This is a genomic window from Streptomyces sp. NPDC007896, assembly GCF_042959425.1.
In the GTDB taxonomy this organism is placed as follows: Bacteria; Actinomycetota; Actinomycetes; order Streptomycetales; family Streptomycetaceae; genus Streptomyces.
The window spans coordinates 740192-759702 of the sequence record NZ_JBIBKX010000001.1; the positions used below are offsets into that span (position 1 = coordinate 740192).

Consider the following 19511-nt stretch of genomic DNA (forward strand, 5'->3'; position numbering starts at 1 on the left):
TCCTCGCCGAGCTCAACTTCTTGGAACGGCACGGCGGTCGGGGCTCAGCCGCCGGACAGCTGCGAGGCCGACGGCACCTTGTCGGTGACCGGGGCGCCCGCGCTCTTGCCCGCGTCCTTCACCTTGTTGATGATGTCGTCGAACGAGCCCACGGTCGCGTCCGTCGAGTCACCCTTGCGGAGCTTGGACGGCAGGTTCTTGAGGGCGTCGATGCCCGCGGTGAGCGGGGCGACGGCCTTGGAGAGCGTGGGGTCGCCCTGGGCGTTCCTGCTCGCGGCCTTGAGCCGGTTGTACGCGAACGTGCCGGCGACGGCCGCCTTGATCAGGGCGGTCCTGCGGCCCTTGGCGCCCTTCTTGAACTTGCCGGCCTTCCAGGGCTTCACGATCCACTGGTAGGTGGCTCCGGCGGCCAGGCCCGCGTTCGCCACGAAGCGGGTCTTGGAGAGCTTCTGTTTCTCCACGGTGCTGCTGCTGGACGGGGTGGTGGCCGCCACGACGGCGGCGGTGTCCTTGGTGGCGCTGCTGCCACTGCCGCAGGCCGTGGCGCCGGCGAGCAGGGCGCAACAGACGGTGAGCGCCACGACGAGGCGCCGTATCGGTACGGGCACGGGGTCCTCCGGGGAAGGGAACGGTTCTCCCGGTTTCCGGGAGACACGGCTCTTCCAGCAGGCTCACCCGAACACGGTCACTGCGCCACTCGAGCGACCCGTTCGGGTGCCGTACCCCGCGGGTTTCATCCACGGATACGCGGCAACCCGGAGGGCATGTCCCCTCGATATCGCAACGGTTCCAACCAAGCGGGCATGGTCATCGCGATCGTCGCCGACGTGATGGCCGTCATCCTCGGCCTGTGGATCCTGATGTATCTCCTGGACGCGAACCGGGCCAACGACCTGGTCCAGTTCGTCCACAACGTGGCGAGCTGGCTGGCCGGCTGGTCCCGCGACCTGTTCACCTTCGACAGGGCGTGGGCACGCGTGGTCGCGGGTTACGGCCTGGCCGCCGTCGTGTACCTCTTCGTCGGCCACGCCATCGCCAACCGCATGCACCGCCACTGAGCGGTCCCCGCCCGGCTGCCGGCAGGGCTCAGCAGCACTCCGCGTCGAGCCCCAGCGGCAGGCGCTCGCCGCCGAAGACCGCGCAGGTCGCCTCGTCGCCGCCGAGCGCGGCGACGGCGAGCAGGACCGAGCCGGCCGTCCAGCTGGTGAGCTCCTCGGGCCAGATCGTCCGGGCGTCGAAGACGTAGCCCGTCCAGTAGAGGCCCGTCTTCGGGTCGCGCAGGTGCTGGATGGACTGGAGGATCTCCAGGGCACGGTCGGACTCGCCCACGGCCCACAGCGCCAGGGCGAGTTCGGCCGACTCGCCGCCGGTCACCCACGGGTTGGGCACCACACAGCGCACGCCGAGCCCCGGGACCACGAACCGGTCCCAGCCCTCCGCTATCCGGGCCTCGGCCTCGGCGCCGGTCAACGCGCCGCCGAGCACCGGGTAGTACCAGTCCATCGAGTAGCGGTCCTTGTCGAGGAACCGCTCGGGGTGCCTGCGGATCGCGTGCCGCAGCGCACCGACCGCCAACTCCCAGTCGGGCTGCGGCTCTTCACGCTGATCGGCGATGGCGAGCGCGCAGCGCAGCGCGTGGTGGATGGACGAACTCCCGGTCAGCAGGCCGTCCTCGACCGCCGTGCCGTCGTCCTCGCGCTTCCAGCCGATCTGACCGCCGGGCTGCTGGAGGCGCAGCACGAACTCCACGGCCGCGTAGACCGCGGGCCACATCCGGTCGAGGAAGGCGTCGTCGCCGGTGGCGAGGTAGTGGTGCCAGACGCCGACCGCGATGTAGGCGCAGAAGTTGGTCTCCCGGCCGCGGTCGGTGACGTCGTCCGCGTCCCCGTCGGCGTACGCCGCGTACCAGGAACCGTCCTGGTTCTGGTGCCGGGCCAGCCACTCGTACGCCCGCTCGGCCGCCTCGTGCTCCCCCGCCGCGTCCAGTGCCATGGCCGCCTCGGTGTGGTCCCACGGGTCGAGGTGGTGCCCACGGAACCACGGTATGGCGCCGTCGGGTCGCTGCACCCCGAGGACGGCCCGCACCGTGGCGGCCGCCTCCTCGGCGGTGAGGACCCCGGGCAGGACGAGGTGTTCTGTCCGGGGCGTGCGCGGAGTCGTCACGAAGCGTCCACCGCGGCGGAGTCGAGGGGCAGGTGGGGCTTGGTCGCGTACGCCACGAAGCTCTTGCCGATCAGCGGGTTCAGCGCGTTCTCGGCGACCCGGGTGGCCAGCGGCTTCTTCATGATGTCCCAGACCAGCAGCTTGTGGTACGCCCGCACGGGCAGCGCCTTGTCGTTGTCGACGCCGAACGCGCACTTCAGCCACCAGTAGGGGCTGTGCAGGGCGTGGGCGTGATGGGTGCCGTACGGCTTGAGCCCGGCCTCCTTCATCTTGCCCAGCAGTTCGTCCGCCTTGTAGATGCGGATGTGACCGCCCTCGACCTCGTGGTACGCGTCGGACAGCGTCCAGCACACCTTCTCCGGGCCGTAGCGCGGCACGGTGATCGCTATGCGTCCGCCCGGCTTCAGCACGCGCACCATCTCGGCGAGGACGCCCTTGTCGTCCGGGATGTGCTCCATGACCTCGGAGATGATCACGACGTCGAAGGAGGCGTCGGGGAAGGGCAGCGCGAGCGCGTCGCCCTCCATCGCGGTCGCGGTGGCGCCGACCGGGGCCTCGCCCGCCTCCTTCATCGCCGCGAACCACTTGGCGACCTCACGGATCTCCTCGCCGTTCTGGTCCAGCGCGACGACCTGGGCGCCGCGCCGGTAGCACTCGAACGCGTGCCGGCCGGCACCGCATCCGAGGTCCAGTACGCGGTCGCCCGGGGCGAGCGGGAACCGGGAGAAGTCGACGGTCAGCACGTGGCCCTGCTTTCACGATCGGAGGTGGGGGTGACGCCCGTGGCCGGGCCGAAATCAACGGGGCCGGGGGTCCCTGCGGGGCCGGGAGTGGAGACGGCGCCGGGGGCGGAAACAGTGCCCGCACCGACCGTGGCGACGACCGCCGGGGCGGGGGCGTCCGGCGCGAAGGCCCCCCGCGCGGCAGCGCCCGACAGGGCGGCGCCCGGCGCAGTGGCCGTCGGGGCGACGGGGGTCCCCCCGCGCGAGCGAAGCCGAGCGTGGGAAAGCGCCATCGCCTCGCGGTAGTGGGCCACCGTGCCCTCGGCGGCGCGGGCCCAGGTGAAGCGGTCCAGTACCCGCGCGCGTCCGGCGGAGCCGAGCCGTACCCGCAGTTCCGGGTCGCCCAGCACCCGGCCCAGCGCGGCGGCCAGCGCCCCCGAGTCGCCGGGCGGAACCGCGAGGCAGGTCTCGCCGTCGGGTCCGGCGACCTCCGGGATCGCCCCGCCGGTGGTGGCCACCAGCGGCGTCCCCGTGGCCATCGCCTCGGCGGCGGGCAGGGAGAACCCCTCGTACAGGGACGGCACGCAGGCGACCTCGGCGGACCGCACGAGGTCGACGAGCTCCGCGTCCGAGATGCCCTTGACGAACTCGACGGCGCGCTCGAGGCCGTACCGCTCTATGGCCTGGGCGACCGGCCCGTCCTCGGCACGCTTGCCGACGACGACGAGATGCGCGCCGGGGTGCTCGGTGCGCACCTTGGCGAGCGCCTCGACGAGGTGGACGAGTCCCTTGAGGGGCACGTCCGCGCTGGACGTGGTGACGATCCGGCCCGGTACCTGCGGCACGGACGGATCGGGCGAGAAGAGGTCGGTGTCCGCGCCGATGTGCACGACGTGGACACGGTCCCGGGCGACGCCCAGATGGTCGACGATCTCCTGCTGCGAGCTGCCGGAGACGGTGAGCACGGACGGCAGACGGCGCGCGACCCGCTTCTGCATGCGCGTGAAGGCGTACCAGCGGCGTACGGACGCGCGGCGCCGGCGCCCCTCGGCGGCGTCGAGCTCCAACTGGCGGTCGACGGTGATGGGGTGGTGGATGGTGGTGACCAGCGGCGCGCCGACGTCGCCCAGCAGCCCGTACCCGAGCGTCTGGTTGTCGTGCACGACGTCGAAGTCCCCGCGCCGGGCGCGCAGATGGCGGCGGGCGCGCAGGGAGAAGGTCAGGGGTTCGGGGAAGCCGCCGGTCCACATCGTGCCGACCTCGACCGCGTCGATCCAGTCGCGGAACTCCTCGCGCTTCGGGGTGCGAAAGGGGTCCGGCTGGCGGTACAGGTCGAGGCTGGGCAGTTCCGTGAGGGTGAGGTTGCGGCTGAGCCCGGGGAGGTTCTCGTCCAGCACGGGGTACGGCTGGGAGCCGATGACCTCGACCCGGTGGCCCAGGCGGGCCAGTTCGCGCGAGAGGTGCCGTACGTACACGCCCTGACCGCCGCAGAACGGGTTCCCCTTGTACGTGAGGAGCGCGATGCGCAACGGTCCGTCACCGTTGGTGGCCGCGCCCGCTCCGGGGCCCGCCTCCATGGCCTCAGCGGTCACTTACGGCCCCCTTCTCCCTGCACTTTCCCGCGAGATTACGCCGGGACGCTAATCTAGAACAAGTTTCAGACTTGATCGTTCGAGGAGCACTGAATCTACCGGCAGGTAGCGTCTCTGTGAGCAGTGGATCAGGTGATCCGCGCCACGACGAAAGCGTCGGGACGGATGACATGACGGATGTGTTCTGACCCACGGAAGTGTCTGCCATGCTGTCTCGTCGCTCCTCCAGCTGAACCACGGAACGGGACCCATGCCTGCGGAAGTCAAGGTGGAAGCCAAGTCCGCGCGACCCGCCGCGCAGCCGGCCTCTCCCCCGCTCACCGAGCGGCAGGAGGCACGCCGCCGCCGGATCCTGCACGCGAGCGCGCAGTTGGCCAGCCGGGGCGGCTTCGACGCGGTGCAGATGCGCGAGGTCGCGGAGTCCTCGCAGGTCGCCCTCGGCACGCTGTACCGCTACTTCCCCTCGAAGGTCCATCTGCTGGTCGCCACCATGCAGGACCAGTTGGAGCACATGCACGGCACCCTCCGCAAGAAGCCGCCGGCCGGGGACACGGCGGCGGAGCGGGTGGCGGAGACGCTGATGCGGGCCTTCCGCGCCCTGCAGCGCGAGCCGCACCTCGCCGACGCCATGGTCCGCGCGCTGACCTTCGCGGACCGCAGTGTGAGCCCCGAGGTCGACCAGGTGTCCCGGCAGACCACGGTGATCATCCTGGACGCGATGGGGCTGGACGACCCGAGCCCCGCGCAGCTCTCCGCGGTCCGGGTCATCGAGCACACCTGGCACTCGGCCCTGATCACCTGGCTCTCCGGCCGCGCCTCCATCGCCCAGGTCAAGATCGACATCGAGACGGTGTGCCGCCTGATCGACCTGACGGAGCCGACGGAGCCGACCGAGAAGCCCCAGGCATGATGTCGGCGCACGGAGGCACGCGAAAACCTACGAGACGGGTTCCCTTCGCCGGCATGGTCCGGATCAGGTGATGGAGGTCGCCTTCCGGTCCGACTACTACCTTCAGGCCTCTCAGCCCGACCGTCGACGTCGGCCCCGGCGGAAGTTGCTGCCTCTCGCCAAAGTCGGCTACTCCGGTTGAACTCCCTCACTCGCCTCGTAGGCCACTACCAGAATAGAACGCCCACGGCCGGATGGAACCACTCAAAGAGGACTTTTTTTCGAGACCGCGCCCGGCCTCGGTCCCGGCCTCGATCCCCGTCTCAGTCCTCCGGTGGAAACACCGGCTCCCCGCTGCCCAGCAGCGTGATCATGATGGCCTCCACCGGACAGCTCTCCGCCGCCTCCAGGATCTTCTCGTTGGCGTCGGTCTCCGCCTCGGCCGGATGCGACTGCATGGCGGTGTCGAGCCGGAAGGCCTCCGGGGCGCGGTGGACGCACTGGGCGGAGCCGATGCAGACGGAGCGGTCGACCTCGACCCCCCAGCGGTCGCCCATGCTCAGGCCTCCCAGCCGGCCGGCAGGTGGATCATCTTGTGCTCCAGGAACTCGCCGTACCCCTCGGGCCCGAACTCCCGCCCCAGCCCCGAGTTCTTGTAGCCGCCGAAGGGGCCGAGCATGTCGAGGCTGAAGGTGTTCACGGAGTACGTGCCGGTACGGACCTGCCGCGCGACGTCGATGCCGTGCGCGACGTCCGCCGTCCAGACGCTGCCGCTCAGCCCGTAGTCGGAGTCGTTGGCGATCTTCACGGCCTCGTCCTCGTCGCCGTAGGGGAGGAGGCAGATCACCGGCCCGAAGATCTCCTCCCGAGCGATCCGCATGGAGTTGTCGACGTCTCCGAAGAGGGTCGGCTCGACGTACCAGCCCCGGTCGAGCCCGTGCGGACGGCCACCGCCCGTGAGGATCTTGGCGCCTTCCTCCTGGCCGATGCGGATGTAGTCGAGGTTGCGCTGCTGCTGGCGCCTGGCGACCAGTGGTCCGACCTGGGTGGCCGGGTCCAGCGGGTCCCCGACGACCAGCGCGCCCGCCGCCGCGGCGAAGGCGTCCGCGAACTCGTCGTAGCGCGAGCGCGGCAGCAGGATCCGGGTCTGCGCGACGCACGCCTGCCCGTTGTTCATCCAGGCCGCCGAGACGATTCCGGGGACGGCGGTGGCGAGGTCCGCGTCCGGCAGGACCACCGCGGCCGACTTCCCGCCCAGCTCCAGCGTCACACGGGTGAGGTTGCGCGAGGCCACCTCCATCACGCGCCGGCCGGCCGCGACCGATCCGGTGAAGGAGACCTTGTCGATGCCGGGGTGTCCGACCAGGTACTCGCTGACCTCGCGGTCGGCGGGCAGGATCGACAGGACGCCCTCCGGCAGCCCGGCCTCCTTCGCGATCTCACCCAGCAGATAGGCGTCCAGGGGCGATTCGGGCGACGGCTTCAGTACGACCGTGCAGCCGGTCAGCAGCGCGGGCGCGAGCTTGGCGGCCGCCACGAACTGCGGCACGTTCCACGGCACCACGGCCGCGACCACGCCCACCGGCTCGCGCCGGACGAGGATCCGCCCGAGGACGCCGTCGCGTGTCTCCTCGTAGGTGAAGTTCCGCGCGACCGTGAGCGCCGCGTCCCACACCATCATCGCGCCGAGGGCCTGCGCGAGGACGCTCCAGGAGTACGGGGAGCCGTTCTCGGAGGAGATGACCCGGGCGATCTCCTCGTGCCGTACCGCGATCCCGTCCTTGATCCGGGTGACGACCTCGATCCGCTCGTCGAGGCTCATCCGAGGCCAGGGTCCTTCGTCGAACGCCCGGCGCGCGACGGCGACCGCCCGGTCCACGTCCTCGGTCGACGCGCGCGGGACGCGCCCGATGACCTCCTCGGTGTGCGGCGAGATCACCTCGATCACGTCCTTGCCCAGGGGGTCCGTCAACTCCCCGCCTATGAACAGCTGTCCGTGCTCCACGAGCTCGGTCATGGCCGACCGCCTCCCTGGTTTCTGACGCTTCATCAGATATGAGAACTGATACCAGCTCCGGTCGACGGAGTCCACGGGCCGGACTCATGACGCGCGTACCGCCCACAGAACGGTTGGTTCGAGCACCCAATGGAATCGGTTCTAGTTATAGTGGCGAGAACACGGCGATTGGTGGGGATCCATGACGCAGGTGACCGATCACGGCGGGGGCGTACGGTCGATCAGGGTCCCCATCCCGGACAACCCGCTCGGCACGACGCTGGTCCATCTCGTCGACACCGATCTGGGCCCCGTGCTGATCGACACCGGCTGGGACGACCCGGCCTCCTGGGACGCCCTCGCCGCCGGGCTCACCGCCTGTGGCGTCTCCGTCGCCGAGGTGCACGGCGTGGTCATCACCCACCACCACCCCGACCACCACGGTCTGTCGGGCAAGGTGCGGGAGGCGTCCGGGGCATGGATCGCGATGCACGCGCTGGACGCCGCGATCGTGCGGCGGACCCGGGAGAACCGGCCCGACCGCTGGTTCTCCTACATGGCGGACAAGCTGGCGTCCTCGGGCGCCCCCGAGGAGCACGTGGCGCTGCTGCGCGAGGCCCGCACGGCCCGGCTCTCCACCGGCCTGCCCGCCTTCGCCCCCGCGCTCCCCGACCGTGAGATCGTCCCCGGCGAGCTCCTCGACCTGGCGGGCCGCCGCCTGCGCGCGATCTGGACCCCGGGCCACACGCCCGGCCACGTCTGCCTCCACCTGGAGGAGACCCACCCGGCCGCTCTCCCCGGCAACGGCCGCCTCTTCTCCGGCGACCACCTGCTCCCGCGGATCACCCCGCACATCGGCCTGTACGAGGATCCCGACGACGCCACCGTCGCCGATCCCCTCGGGGACTATCTGGACGCCCTGGAGCGCGTCGGCCGGCTGAACCCGGCCGAGGTGCTCCCGGCCCACCAGCACGCGTTCACCGACGCGCCCGGCCGCGTACGGGAGTTGCTCGCCCACCATGAGGAGCGGCTCACCGGCCTGCTCGCCCTGCTGTCGACCCCGCTCACCTCCTGGCAGCTCGCCGAGCGCATGGAGTGGAACCGCCCGTGGGACCAGATCCCCTTCACCTCCCGCAACATCGCGGTGTCGGAGGCCGAGGCCCATGTGCGCCGCCTGGTGAAACTGGGCCGGGCGGAGGCGGTGACGGGGAGTGATCCGGTGACGTACGTGGCTCTGTAACGCGTTCGCGTGCCGCTGTACCGCGTTCGCGTGGCGTTGTCATGCGTTGGTGACGGCAAGCCCGGGGCTGACAGCAACAGCTCATGGACCCTCTCGAACAGCCCGCCCTCGAACAGCTTCTCGCCGAGAGGACACCTTCCGCAGGGTCGACGGGCAGTGGCTGCTCTCGGCCCGCACCCTGTTCCTGCCGTTCGGCGGCCCCACCCCCCGTCACCGGCCCTGCGCCGCGTAGTCGAGCCCCTCCTCGTACGGCATCCCGAACCCCTCCTCGTACGCCGCGCGGTAGGCGCTGTCGCCGATCTCGGCGCGGATGCGCAGTTCGTGGGAACGGCGGGTGGCGAGGAGGTCGGGCGAGTCCATCTGGGCGCGGCCGGTGAGTTCCCAGACGCGTTCGCCGATGCCGAGGAGCCGGGCGGCGCGCAGGCCGTCGCCGGCCGCGACGACCGCGGCGGCCAGGACGTCCAGCGCCATGGCCGTGCCGACGGTGTTGTGCAGCAGGCCGTGCCCGGCGAGCGCGGTGCGGGCGTTGTCGACGGCGGCGTGGACGTCACCGCGGGCCAGGTCCGTCTGCGCCACGATCACGTCGGCGAAAGCGGCCGCCCACGACTCCCCGCACGCCACGCTGGCCTCGCGCGCCTCTTCTGCCACCGCGCGCGACCGGCCGTACTCGCCCCTCAGCAGGTACGCGAAGGAGAGCACCACCCGGACGTGGAGCTGGGCGCCCCCGAACCCGTCCTCCCTGATGGGCAGTCGGGGCATGGCGGACAGCACGTCGATCGCCTCGGCCAGCCGCCCGCTCAGGGCCAACTGGCTGCCCGTGAGGCACGCGGCGGCCACCACGGTCGCCGGATCGGCCCGCGCGTCCGCCGCGTCCGTGCAGCGCTCCGCCCAGGTGGCCGCGGCCTCCAGATCGCCCTGGAGCAGCGCCACCGCGCCGCGTACCCACAGCGCGCGGGTCCGGTCGGGGCCGGGCCCCGGGTGGGCGGCGAGCGCGAGATCCAGGCAGTGCTGGGCGTCGCGCAGATAGCCGCAGTGCCGCCACAGGAAACCGACGTCGGTCGCCATCTCCAGGACGAAACGGCTGTCGGGTTCGGCGAGCGCGCAGTCCATCGCGGCACGGAGGTTGGCGTGCTCGGTGAGGGTGAGTTCGCACCAGGCGACCTGCCGTCCGGTGTTCCACTCGGTCCATCCCTGGCGGACCAGCCGTCGGAAGTGGTCGCGGTGGCGCAGCCGTACGGCGTGTTCCTCGCCGAGGGCGCGCAGCCAGTCGGCGCCGAACTCCCTGACGGTGTCGAGGAGTCGGAAGCGGGCGGGGTCGGTGCGGTGGCGCTGCACGATGGACTGCTCGACGAGCCGGGCGAGCAGTGCGGCGATCCGCCCGGCGGGCAGCGGGCCGCCCGCGCAGATCTCCTCGGCGGCGCGCACACAGAAGCCGCCCGCGAACACCGAGAGCCGCGCCCACAGCAGCCGCTCCAGCGGTGCGCACAGTTCGTGGCTCCAGCCGATCGCCGTGCGCAGTGTCTGGTGGCGTGGCGGTCCGGCGCCGTCGCGCGGGGCGCTGAGCAGGTCGAGCCGGGACGGCAGGCGTTCGCCGAGCCGGCCGTGGAGCTGGGCCAGGGACAGTTCGGACAGTCGGGCGGCGGCGAGTTCGAGAGCGAGCGGGATGCCGTCGAGGCGGCGGCAGACGGCCTCCACGGTGGGGCGGTTGATGTCGTCGAGGGTGAACCCGGTGGTGGTGGCACGGTCGGCGAACAGGGTGACCGCGTCGTCGGCGATCGGCAGCGGGTCCAGGGTCAGCACGAGTTCGCCGGGCAGTCCGAGCGGTTCGCGGCTGGTGACGAGGACGCGCAGGCCGGGGAGGGCGGGCAGCAGGGTCTCGACGAGTGCGGCGCACTCCGCGAGGACGTGTTCGCAGGAGTCGAGCACCAGCAACAGCCGTTTGTCTTCCGCCCATTCGGCCACCACCTCGGTGACGGGGCCGGTGGACTGGTCGGCGAGCCGCAGCGCCTCCACGACGGCGAGGCCGACCAGGCCCGCGGTGTGCAGGGGGGAGAGTTCCACCAGCCAGACGCCGTCGGGGTAGGCCTCCTGGACCCGGCCCAGGGCGCGCAGGGCGAGCCGGGTCTTGCCGACTCCGCCGACGCCGACGAGGCTCAGGAGCCGGTATGTGCCCATCGAGGGGTCCAGCTCCGTCTCCAGCCAGTGGAGTTCCTCCCGTCGCCCGACGAAGCTGTGCGTCTCGGGCGGCAGATTGCCGGGCCCGCCGCCGGTCGGATGCGTCGGCTCGGTCGTTTTGTCGGACACAACAACCAGTCTGGACGGATCACACCGGCTCCGGCGGCTGTCCGAGAACTCGGACAGAAGAGCGTCGGCACTACGACAGTTCCGGGCACCTTTCGACGAGATGCGATCAACTCCCTGTTGGTGAGGGTGCGGCGGTCGATGTTCGGAGATCGTCGGGTGATGGGCACGAAGGAGCAGGGGCGGCGAGATCGCCGGGAACACCAAGAAGACCGAGGACGTCAAGAACAGCGGGAGCGGCGGGCGCTGCTCGCGCCGCTCGTCACCTGTCTGCTGATCGCCGTGCCGGATCTGCTCTTCGACCAGGTACCGCCGCTCATCACCCTGCTGCTCATCGGCCCGCTGCTGGCCAGCGCCCGGCTCGGCGTCCGGCACACCGTGCTGGTGTGCTGCTGGTCGGCGGTCCTGGGCCTGGCCATGGGGATCGGCAACGACGCGGTGCCGAGCACCGGCTTCGGCATCCGCTGGGGCGGGCTCCTCGTCGGCTGCGCGCTCACCGTGTACGCGGCCCGGCAGCGCGACCGCCTCCGCGACCGGCTGGCGCGGGCCCGCGAGGTGGCCCGGGTCACCCAGACGGCGATCCTGCGGCCCATCTCCCGCACCTTCGACGGCACCCGGGTCTGTACCCGGTACCACAGCGCCTCCCACGAATCGACCGTCGGTGGCGACCTGTACGACGTCGCGGTGACGCCGTACGGCCTGCGGGTCCTCGTCGGTGACGTACGCGGCCACGGCGTCGACGGGCTCCGGCTGACCGCCGACACCATCACGGCCTTCCGTGAACTCGCCTACACCGCACCGGACCTGGTGACCCTCACCGCCGAGCTCGACGCCCGCCTGACCCCCGAGCTGGGCCCCGAGGACTTCGTCACCGCGGTGCTCGCCGAGTTCGCGCCCGGCGAGGTGCGGCTCGTCAACTGCGGCCATCCGCCCCCGCTGCGCTCCGGCCACCGCATCGAACTCCTCGAACCCCTCGTCCCCACCCCGCCGTTGGGCCTCGGTCCCGACCCGCGCCAGTACCGCGTACGGCTCCAGCCCGGCGACCGGCTGCTCCTCTACACCGACGGCCTCACCGAGGCCCGTGACCCGCAGGGCGCCCCGTTCCCCCTCCTCGGCGAGGCGACGCTCGCCCTGCGCGAGCCGCTCCCCGACGAGGCTCTGCGGTCCCTGCACGCCCGCCTGCTCGCCCACACCGGCACCGCCCTCGCCGACGATCTCGCCCTGGTCCTGTGCCAGCCCACGGAGGCAACGATTCCGGCACCCGTGCCGTGACCGACGGAACTACTACCGGGCGAGTACGTGGCGGGCGAGGCGGGCTCGGGACGGGGCCAGTTCGGTGTCGAGGGCGTGCTGTCGTTCGTCGTCCGTGACCACCGCGGCGGCCACGGCGGGCCTGGCGAGCAGGCAGGCCCGGCGCAGGTGCGTCGGTGGGTGGGTGGAGTCGACGCTGTGTCCGCGCAGGATTCCGACGCGGCGCTGGCGCTCGTACTCGTGCTCGGGGATCGAGTCCACGTGAGCGGCCAACTGGTCCCACAGATCGCGCCACGGCTCGCGACGCTCCGCGTCCTGGGCCCGGATCACCTGGCCGACGTTGGACATGCGGAGCAGCAGGGTCTCCGCCGAGTCGGTCACGAGGAGGCGGTCCATGAGTGCCACGGCGGCTTCGCTGGAACCGGCCCGGGCCGCGGCGGCGTCGGCCAGGTACTCGGCGCGCTGCTTCGCGCGCATCGTCAGCTGGTCGAGCAGCATCAGCAGGCCCTGGGCGGCTCCGTAGGGCAGCAGATAGAGCACGTTGAGCGCCATCTCGGGGACGGTGGGGTGAGAGATCGGGCGCATCAGGTAGCGCCATGTGGCGAGGGACTGGAGCGCGTTGGCGATGACCAGTCCCTGCCGGGTGTCCCCGTTGGCGTAGTGACCGAGTTCGTGTCCGAGCAGCGCGATCCGCTGTTGCGGGGTGGTGATCTCCCAGAGTCCGAGCCCGATGGTCAGCAGGCGACGTCGGCGCACTCCGTAGGTGGTCACGCTCGCGTTGACGTCGGTCGTCAGGGCGATGGCGTGGACCCCGGTCGTACCGACGACGGAGGCGATCTCGTCGACCAGGGCGAACAGCTGGGGCGCCTCGGCCCGGTGCAGCACGGGCGCGTCGTCCGGCAGCCGTCCGAAGCGGGGCCGAAGGAGCCAGGCCAGCAGCAGAAGGATCACTCCGACCACCGGCAGAGCGGTGCCCCAGCCGAGTATCACCAGCAGGATCCCCGTTCCGAGCAGGGCGATCGTGGCGCCGTGGATGGCCAGCGCGACGGCGTACGCCAGGACAGCGGCCGTATCGCGGCGCGGACGCGGATCGCCGTCGGCCGACACCTCGGCCAGCAGTGCCTCCCCGTGCTGTCGGGCCAGCGACCGCCGCAGTCCCTCCAGCCGCCCCGATCTCTCTTCCGGCTCGCCGGGATCCACATTCCATCCGCAGGCCGCACACCACGCCGTGAACCGCGGGTCGGTGCGCACCTCAGTGCTGCATTCCGGGCACGACTGAGCTTTCTCGTCCACAGTGCCGCGCATCTTCGTGTCCCCCCTGGACCCCGGTTCCCCCCAGGGACCGGCGAATGTCGACGTGTTCGAACAGAGCACATCGAGAGCGCAGCATAGGCCCGCGAGTCGGCGCTCGCAGCCACTCCTCAGGCGATTCCTACGGGCCGGTACAGTAAGCAGGTCGTCATCACACCCGTACGCGGAGAAGCCGGTGCAATTCCGGCGCTGACCCGCAACCGTGAGCCACCCACAAACGTGGCAAGCCGGATCGCCTCGTCCGGGACGTGACCGGCTCGTGCCACCGGCAGCCCGTCGGTGGCCGGCACCGTCGAGGGATACGGGGCCGGAGCCGCTCGGGGCCAAGCCTGCGCCCGGTGCTGCCCGGCTTCCGCAGGGAGAGTCATGATTGTTCGCCGCAGCGCCGCGGTACTGGCCGCCACCGTAGTGATCGGTACGGCCCTGGCCCCGGCCGCCGTGGCCGAAGGCGCCTCGCCTTCGCCTGCCCCGGCGATACCCTCCGGCCTCTACGGCACCACCGACCCCACCTACGACGGTGTCTGGCGGCAGTCCCTCGCGCTGCTCGCCCAGCACACCGTCGGTGTGAAGCCCGCGGCGAAGGCCGTCGACTGGCTGGCCGGGCAGCAGTGCGCGAACGGGGCGTTCGCGGCGTACCGCGCCGACGCGTCGGCGAAGTGCGACGCCAAGACGATGGTCGACACCAACAGCACCTCGGCGGCCGTGCAGGCCCTCGCCGCGCTCGGCGGCCACGGCGGCGAGACGGGCAAGGCCGTCGCATGGTTGGAGTCCGTACAGAACAAGGACGGCGGCTGGGGCTACACCGCGGGCGGCGCGAGCGACGCGAACTCCACGTCCGTGGTGATCGGGGCGCTGGCGGCGGTGGGCAAGAAGCCGAACGATGTCTCCAAGGGCGGCAAGTCGCCGTACGACGCACTCTCGAAGCTGTCGATCCCGTGCGGCGGGGCCGACGGGGGCGCGTTCGCCTACCAGCCGGACAAGAAGGGCAAGCTCGCGGCCAACGCGGACGCGACGGCGGCGGCCGTGGTCGGAGCCCTGGGCAAGGGCCTCGCCGGTGAGCCCCTGAAGCCCGTGGCCGACCCCCTCTCCTGCAAGGCCGCCACCAGCGCCGAACAGACGGCCCGGAACGGCGCCGCGTACCTCGTCAAGGCACTCGCCAAGGACCAGCACCTCACGTCGGTGATGCCCGGCGCCAAGAACCAGCCCGACTACGGCAACACGGCGGACGCGGTCGTCGCGCTCGCGACCGCCGGGCACGGCGACAAGGCGGCCGACGCGATGCGCTGGCTGGAGGCCCACTCCGCGCAGTGGGCCGAGCAGAGCGGACCCGCCGCGTACGCGCAGCTCGTCCTCGCCGCCGACGCGGCGACGTTCGACCCGCGCGACTTCGGCGGCCGGGACCTCGTCAAGCAGCTCAACGCCACCGGCCCCGCGCCCGCGTCCCTCCCGGCCGAGCCCACGGCCTCCGCGTCCGCCGCGGAAGCCGCGAAGAAGAAGGACGACAGCGGCGTCAGCGTCTGGTGGATCATCGGCGTCGGTCTCGTCGGCGGCATCGGCATCGGCTTCCTGATCAGCGCCCGGAACAAGAAGCAGCAGCCGTGAGCCGCCGTCGGACGTGCGCACTGGTCCTGTCCCTGCTCCTGCTCGTACTCGGCGGCGCGGGACAGGCCCAGGCCGTCGGCTACCGCTACTGGTCGTTCTGGGACCTGACCGGCGGGAAGTGGACGTACGCGACGCAGGGCCCGTCGACCGCGCGGCCGTCCGACGGCGACGTACAGGGCTTCCGATTCGCGGTGAGCGCGGACTCGCAGGACGCCTCCAAGCCGCGCGGCGACGCCGACTTCGCGTCCATCTGCGCGAAGACGCCCGCCCAGGCGGGCCACAAGCGGGTGGCCCTCGTCATCGACTCCGGCACGACCGCGGACGCCCCGGGCGGCGAGACGCCGCCCGCTCCGCGGACGGTCTGTGCCCGCGTCCCCGCCGACGCGACCACGGCCGAGGCGCTCGCGACGGTCGCCAAGCCCCTCCGGTACGACACCAACGCCCTCCTGTGCGCCATCGCGGGCTACCCCGGAACGGGCTGCGGCGACCAGGTCGCGACGTCACACACTGCGCCTTCCGCCACCTCGAAAGCCAACGCCAAGGACAACGCCAAGGACAACGCCAAGGACAACGCCAAGGCCGACGCCAAGTCCGAGCCGGACCGGCACGGCCCGTCGCTGGGCCTGCTCGCGGGAGTCGTCGCGGTCGCCGCGCTCGGCGGGGCGGCGGTCTGGCAGACCCGCCGCCGCCGGCCCTGAGTACGGCGACCGACGATGACACGCGCGCCGAAGGCACACCGTTCCAACGCCCTCCCCCCAGGAGCCTGGTGGATCTGGGCCCTGGGCCTGGGAACCGCCGCCTCCCGCACCACCAACCCCCTCCTGCTCGCCCTCCTCATAGCCGTGGCCGGCTATGTGGTGGCCGCCCGCCGGACCGACGCCCCCTGGGCCCGCTCCTACACCGCGTTCGTCAGACTCGGTATCGCCGTCCTCGGAATCCGGCTGGCGTTCGCTGTCTTCCTCGGCTCCCCCATCCCCGGCACCCACCTCCTCGTCACCCTCCCCGAACTCCCCCTCCCCCACTGGGCCCAGGGCATCCGTATCGGCGGCCGGGTCACCGCCGAGGGCCTGCTGTTCGCGCTGTACGACGGCCTGAAACTGGCCACGCTCCTCATCTGCGTCGGCGCGGCGAACGCCCTCGCGAACCCGGCACGGCTGCTGAAGTCACTCCCGGGCGCCCTGTACGAGGCGGGCGTCGCGGTGGTCGTCGCGCTGACGTTCGCGCCGAACCTGATCGCGGACGGCCGGCGACTGCGCGCCGCCCGCCGTCTGCGCGGCCGCCCCGACCGTGGGCTGCGCGGCCTGCTGCACGTCGGACTCCCGGTCCTGGAGGGCGCGTTGGAGCGTTCGGTCGCCCTCGCGGCGGCGATGGACGCCCGCGGCTACGGCCGCACCGCCGAGGTACCGCCCGCCGTCCGCCGTACGACCACCGCCTTGACGCTGGGCGGTCTGCTCGGCGTCTGCGCGGGCACGTACGGAGTGCTGACCGCCGAGGGCGGCACCTACGGCCTGCCCGTGCTGCTCGCCGGAGTGGCCGCGGCGCTCGGCGGGCTGTGGCTGGGCGGGCGCCGCTCGGTCCGTACGCGCTACTGCCCGGACGTGTGGGGCGTAAGGGCCTGGCTGGTGGCGGGCTCCGGAGTCGCGGTCGCCGCCGGACTGATCGTCTCCGCCACGTACGACGCCGCGGCCCTGAGCCCCGGCGTCCTCCCGCTGACCGCCCCGGCCCTGCCCCTCTGGCCCGCGGCGGCGATCATGCTCGGCCTGCTCCCCGCCTTCGTGGCCCCGACACCCCCCTCACGGGAACCCTCCACCCCCAAGGACCCCTCATGATCCGCTTCGAGGATGTCTCCGTGACGTACGACGGAGCCGTCGAACCCACCGTCCAGGGCGTGGACTTCGAGGTCCCGGAGGGTGAACTCGTGCTGCTCGTGGGGCCCTCCGGCGTCGGCAAGTCGACCGTGCTCGGCGCGGTCTCCGGTCTCGTGCCGCACTTCACGGGCGGCACCCTGCGGGGCCGGGTCACGGTCGCCGGACGGGACACCCGCACCCACAAGCCGCGCGAGCTCGCGGACGTGGTCGGCACGGTGGGCCAGGACCCGCTGTCGCACTTCGTGACGGACACGGTCGAGGACGAACTCGCCTACGGCATGGAGTCGTTGGGCCTCGCGCCGGCCGTGATGCGCCGACGCGTCGAGGAGACCCTGGACCTGCTGGGCCTGGCGGACCTCCGTGACCGCCCGATCGCCACGCTCTCCGGCGGCCAGCAGCAGCGCGTCGCCATCGGCTCGGTCCTGACCCCCCACCCGCGGGTCCTGGTCCTCGACGAGCCCACCTCGGCCCTGGACCCGGCCGCCGCCGAGGAGGTCCTCGCCGTCCTGCAACGCCTCGTCCACGACCTCGGCACGACCGTCCTCATGGCCGAACACCGCCTCGAACGCGTCATCCAGTACGCCGACCAGGTCGCCCTGCTCCCGTCCCCGGGCGCCGCGCCGCTCCTCGGCACCCCGTCCGAGATCATGACCGTGTCCCCGGTGTACCCGCCGGTGGTGGACCTGGGCCGGCTGGCCGACTGGTCCCCGCTCCCCCTCACGGTGCGCGACGCACGGCGCAGGGCGGGGTCCCTGCGGGAGCGGCTCGCGGAACTCGTCCCGAAGCCGAGGACCCCGCAACCTAGGACCCCGCAGCCGACAGTTCCGCGGGCGAGCGTTCCGCAGCCGACAACTCCACGGGCGACGGCCCCGGCCTCGATCGAAGCCCTCGCCGTCCGCCACGGCCGCGTCGAGGCGCTCCGGCGCGTCGACCTCACCACCGCCCCCGGCGAGATCATCGCGCTGATGGGCCGCAACGGAGCCGGGAAGTCCACCCTCCTCGGCACGCTGGTCGGCCTGGTCCAACCGGCGGCCGGTTCGGTCCTGGTCGGGGGCGCGGTCCCGCATCGCACGGCACCACGGGACCTCGTACGCCGGGTGGGTCTCGTACCGCAGGAACCGCGCGACCTGCTGTACGCCGACACGGTCGCCGCCGAGTGCGCGGCGGCCGACGAGGACGCGGGGGCCGAGCCCGGCACCTGCCGGGCCCTGGTGTCCGAGCTGCTGCCGGACATCGGGGACGCCACCCACCCCCGTGACCTGTCGGAGGGGCAGCGGCTGGCGCTCGCGCTGGCCGTCGTCCTGACGGCCCGCCCCCCGCTCCTGCTCCTCGACGAACCGACCCGCGGCCTGGACTACGCGGCGAAGGCCCGCCTGGTCACGGTCCTGCGCGGCCTGGCCGCCGAGGGTCACGCGATCGTCCTGGCCACCCACGACGTGGAACTCGCCGCCGAGCTCGCACACCGTGTCGTCGTCCTCGCGGACGGCGAGATCGTCGCCGACGGCCCCACGGCCGAGGTGGTCGTCGCCTCCCCGTCCTTCGCCCCCCAGGTCACGAAGGTGCTCGCGCCGCAGCCGTGGCTCACGGTCACCCAGGTCAGGGAGGCCCTCACATGACGACACCGGAGGTCCGGACCAGAGCCGTGCGCCTCGGCCCCCGCTCCCTCGCCGCCCTCTGCCTCGTGAGCGCCGTCGGGGTCGCCGGGTTCGGCTGGCCGCTCTTCGCCGACCCCACCTCGCAGGTCGTCGCGCACGCGCAGGACGCGCCCTGGCTGTTCGCGGGGCTGCTGGTGATGCTCGTCGCCGTCGTCACGGCGACGATCTCCGAGTCCGGGCTCGGTCCGAAGGCGGTGGCCATGCTGGGGGTGCTGGCCGCGACCGGCGCCGCGCTGCGGCCGATCGGCGCGGGGACGGCCGGGATCGAGCCGATGTTCTTCCTGATGGTGCTGAGCGGCCGGGTGCTCGGACCGGGGTTCGGGTTCGTGCTCGGGTCCGTGACCATGTTCTCCTCCGCGCTGCTCACGGGTGGGGTGGGTCCGTGGCTGCCGTTCCAGATGCTCGCGATGGGCTGGTTCACGATGGGCGCCGGGCTGCTGCCGGGCCCCGACCAGCTACGCGGGCGCGGGGAACTGGCCCTGCTCGCGGCGTACGGGTTCTGCGCCGCGTTCGCGTACGGCACGGTCATGAACCTGGCCGGCTGGCCCTTCATGGGCGCGCTGGCCTCGAACGTCGCCTTCGACCCGCATGCCGACGTGACCGCGAACCTGGCCCGTTTCCTCGCCTACTGCCTGGCCACCTCCCTCGGCTGGGACCTGGGCCGGGCCGTCGTCACCGTCGTCCTGACCCTCACGCTCGGCGCGCCCCTCCTCAAGGCGCTGCGCAGGGCAACGCGACGGGCCGCCTTTGAGACACCGGTCACCTTCGAACCCCGGTGAGTGCGGTCCAGGTCACACCGTCCGGACGCGCCCCGTAGGCACCCGCACACCTTCTGTCAGTCGCGGGGTGAAGCACCCCATAGGACCCACGTCACATACGAAGCGGGCTAGTAGCCCTGAAGGCGTGGCATGGACGCGTCGT

17 protein-coding genes and 2 riboswitches are annotated in these 19511 nt (G+C 72.2%); of the genes, 9 read left to right on the forward strand and 8 right to left on the reverse strand.

Annotation, left to right across the window (positions count from 1 at the left end; all coding sequences use genetic code 11):
- Positions 1-44: 44 nt before the first annotated feature.
- Positions 45-608: a hypothetical protein gene (locus ACFZDJ_RS03400; RefSeq protein ID WP_168508401.1), complete on the reverse strand. Its 564-nt coding sequence runs from the start codon at positions 606-608 to the stop codon at positions 45-47.
- A 156-nt stretch (positions 609-764) separates the two neighbouring features.
- On the opposite strand from ACFZDJ_RS03400, the gene ACFZDJ_RS03405 reads away from it, so the two are divergent.
- The gene (locus tag ACFZDJ_RS03405) at positions 765-1058 is read left to right on the forward strand and encodes a hypothetical protein (protein ID WP_390927826.1); all 294 of its coding nucleotides are present in this window, start codon (positions 765-767) and stop codon (positions 1056-1058) included.
- A 28-nt stretch (positions 1059-1086) separates the two neighbouring features.
- Here the strand turns inward: ACFZDJ_RS03405 and ACFZDJ_RS03410 are convergent, their stop codons facing one another.
- Genes ACFZDJ_RS03410 through ACFZDJ_RS03420 form a run of 3 tightly spaced genes read right to left on the reverse strand, consistent with a single transcriptional unit; the run spans position 1087 to position 4477 of the window.
- Entirely contained in the window at positions 1087-2163 is a 1077-nt protein-coding gene (locus tag ACFZDJ_RS03410) for a prenyltransferase (protein ID WP_391055759.1), read from the reverse strand.
- Positions 2160-2906, reverse strand: a complete 747-nt coding sequence (locus tag ACFZDJ_RS03415; RefSeq protein ID WP_054230938.1) for a class I SAM-dependent methyltransferase — start codon at positions 2904-2906, stop codon at positions 2160-2162. Before ACFZDJ_RS03415 ends, ACFZDJ_RS03410 begins: the two co-directional genes overlap by 4 nt.
- Entirely contained in the window at positions 2900-4477 is a 1578-nt protein-coding gene (locus ACFZDJ_RS03420; protein WP_391055761.1) for a glycosyltransferase, read from the reverse strand. The genes ACFZDJ_RS03415 and ACFZDJ_RS03420 overlap by 7 nt, the downstream gene beginning before the upstream one ends.
- Before the next feature lie 250 nt (positions 4478-4727).
- Here ACFZDJ_RS03420 and ACFZDJ_RS03425 point away from each other — a divergent pair, with 250 nt between their 5' ends.
- Positions 4728-5387, forward strand: a complete 660-nt coding sequence (locus tag ACFZDJ_RS03425; protein WP_390927821.1) for a TetR family transcriptional regulator — start codon at positions 4728-4730, stop codon at positions 5385-5387.
- A gap of 23 nt (positions 5388-5410) precedes the next feature.
- Positions 5411-5586, reverse strand: a riboswitch (TPP riboswitch).
- 103 nt (positions 5587-5689) lie between these two features.
- Here ACFZDJ_RS03425 and ACFZDJ_RS03430 read toward each other — a convergent pair.
- Both ACFZDJ_RS03430 and ACFZDJ_RS03435 read right to left on the reverse strand, forming a co-directional pair.
- Complete coding sequence (locus ACFZDJ_RS03430) at positions 5690-5923, reverse strand: ferredoxin (protein WP_054230941.1); 234 nt, start codon at positions 5921-5923, stop codon at positions 5690-5692.
- Between the two features lie 2 nt (positions 5924-5925).
- Positions 5926-7383 carry an aldehyde dehydrogenase family protein gene (locus ACFZDJ_RS03435; protein WP_391055763.1) on the reverse strand — a complete coding sequence of 486 codons (1458 nt, stop codon included), beginning with the start codon at positions 7381-7383 and terminating at the stop codon, positions 5926-5928.
- A gap of 181 nt (positions 7384-7564) precedes the next feature.
- Between ACFZDJ_RS03435 and ACFZDJ_RS03440 the strand changes: the two genes are divergently transcribed.
- Positions 7565-8602 carry an MBL fold metallo-hydrolase gene (locus tag ACFZDJ_RS03440; RefSeq protein ID WP_391055765.1) on the forward strand — a complete coding sequence of 346 codons (1038 nt, stop codon included), beginning with the start codon at positions 7565-7567 and terminating at the stop codon, positions 8600-8602.
- Between the two features lie 210 nt (positions 8603-8812).
- Here the strand turns inward: ACFZDJ_RS03440 and ACFZDJ_RS03445 are convergent, their stop codons facing one another.
- Positions 8813-10906, reverse strand: a complete 2094-nt coding sequence (locus ACFZDJ_RS03445) for an NB-ARC domain-containing protein (protein WP_391055767.1) — start codon at positions 10904-10906, stop codon at positions 8813-8815.
- A 159-nt stretch (positions 10907-11065) separates the two neighbouring features.
- Here ACFZDJ_RS03445 and ACFZDJ_RS03450 point away from each other — a divergent pair, with 159 nt between their 5' ends.
- A complete protein-coding gene (locus tag ACFZDJ_RS03450) occupies positions 11066-12175 on the forward strand; it encodes a SpoIIE family protein phosphatase (RefSeq protein ID WP_391055770.1) in 1110 nt (369 codons plus the stop codon).
- Between the two features lie 12 nt (positions 12176-12187).
- Here ACFZDJ_RS03450 and ACFZDJ_RS03455 read toward each other — a convergent pair whose 3' ends face one another.
- Positions 12188-13354, reverse strand: coding sequence for a M48 family metalloprotease (locus ACFZDJ_RS03455; protein WP_391055772.1), 1167 nt, complete (start codon positions 13352-13354; stop codon positions 12188-12190).
- 236 nt (positions 13355-13590) lie between these two features.
- Positions 13591-13720, forward strand: a riboswitch (cobalamin riboswitch).
- A 111-nt stretch (positions 13721-13831) separates the two neighbouring features.
- Here ACFZDJ_RS03455 and ACFZDJ_RS03460 point away from each other — a divergent pair.
- From ACFZDJ_RS03460 to ACFZDJ_RS03480, 5 genes are read left to right on the forward strand one after another with little or no spacing between them, the layout of a single operon-like run.
- Positions 13832-15067 carry a prenyltransferase/squalene oxidase repeat-containing protein gene (locus ACFZDJ_RS03460; RefSeq protein ID WP_391055775.1) on the forward strand — a complete coding sequence of 412 codons (1236 nt, stop codon included), beginning with the start codon at positions 13832-13834 and terminating at the stop codon, positions 15065-15067.
- Positions 15064-15765 carry an SCO2322 family protein gene (locus tag ACFZDJ_RS03465; RefSeq protein WP_391055778.1) on the forward strand — a complete coding sequence of 234 codons (702 nt, stop codon included), beginning with the start codon at positions 15064-15066 and terminating at the stop codon, positions 15763-15765. The genes ACFZDJ_RS03460 and ACFZDJ_RS03465 overlap by 4 nt, the downstream gene beginning before the upstream one ends.
- A 15-nt stretch (positions 15766-15780) precedes the next feature.
- Entirely contained in the window at positions 15781-16896 is a 1116-nt protein-coding gene (locus tag ACFZDJ_RS03470) for a CbiQ family ECF transporter T component (RefSeq protein ID WP_391055781.1), read from the forward strand.
- Entirely contained in the window at positions 16893-18551 is a 1659-nt protein-coding gene (locus ACFZDJ_RS03475; protein ID WP_391055783.1) for an ATP-binding cassette domain-containing protein, read from the forward strand. Before ACFZDJ_RS03470 ends, ACFZDJ_RS03475 begins: the two co-directional genes overlap by 4 nt.
- Positions 18548-19369, forward strand: coding sequence for an ECF transporter S component (locus tag ACFZDJ_RS03480; RefSeq protein ID WP_391055786.1), 822 nt, complete (start codon positions 18548-18550; stop codon positions 19367-19369). The genes ACFZDJ_RS03475 and ACFZDJ_RS03480 overlap by 4 nt, the downstream gene beginning before the upstream one ends.
- Positions 19370-19511: the final 142 nt, after the last annotated feature.

What these genes read in the sequence shown, in the direction of transcription:
- ACFZDJ_RS03405 (WP_390927826.1), top strand. Translation starts at nt 765, where the DNA reads ATGTCCCCTCGATATCGCAACGGTTCCAACCAAGCGGGCATGGTCATC.
- ACFZDJ_RS03425 (WP_390927821.1), top strand. Translation starts at nt 4,728, where the DNA reads ATGCCTGCGGAAGTCAAGGTGGAAGCCAAGTCCGCGCGACCCGCCGCG.
- ACFZDJ_RS03430 (WP_054230941.1), bottom strand. Translation starts at nt 5,923, where the DNA reads ATGGGCGACCGCTGGGGGGTCGAGGTCGACCGCTCCGTCTGCATCGGC.
- ACFZDJ_RS03435 (WP_391055763.1), bottom strand. Translation starts at nt 7,383, where the DNA reads ATGACCGAGCTCGTGGAGCACGGACAGCTGTTCATAGGCGGGGAGTTG.
- ACFZDJ_RS03440 (WP_391055765.1), top strand. Translation starts at nt 7,565, where the DNA reads ATGACGCAGGTGACCGATCACGGCGGGGGCGTACGGTCGATCAGGGTC.
- ACFZDJ_RS03450 (WP_391055770.1), top strand. Translation starts at nt 11,066, where the DNA reads ATGGGCACGAAGGAGCAGGGGCGGCGAGATCGCCGGGAACACCAAGAA.
- ACFZDJ_RS03460 (WP_391055775.1), top strand. Translation starts at nt 13,832, where the DNA reads ATGATTGTTCGCCGCAGCGCCGCGGTACTGGCCGCCACCGTAGTGATC.
- ACFZDJ_RS03470 (WP_391055781.1), top strand. Translation starts at nt 15,781, where the DNA reads ATGACACGCGCGCCGAAGGCACACCGTTCCAACGCCCTCCCCCCAGGA.
- ACFZDJ_RS03475 (WP_391055783.1), top strand. Translation starts at nt 16,893, where the DNA reads ATGATCCGCTTCGAGGATGTCTCCGTGACGTACGACGGAGCCGTCGAA.
- ACFZDJ_RS03480 (WP_391055786.1), top strand. Translation starts at nt 18,548, where the DNA reads ATGACGACACCGGAGGTCCGGACCAGAGCCGTGCGCCTCGGCCCCCGC.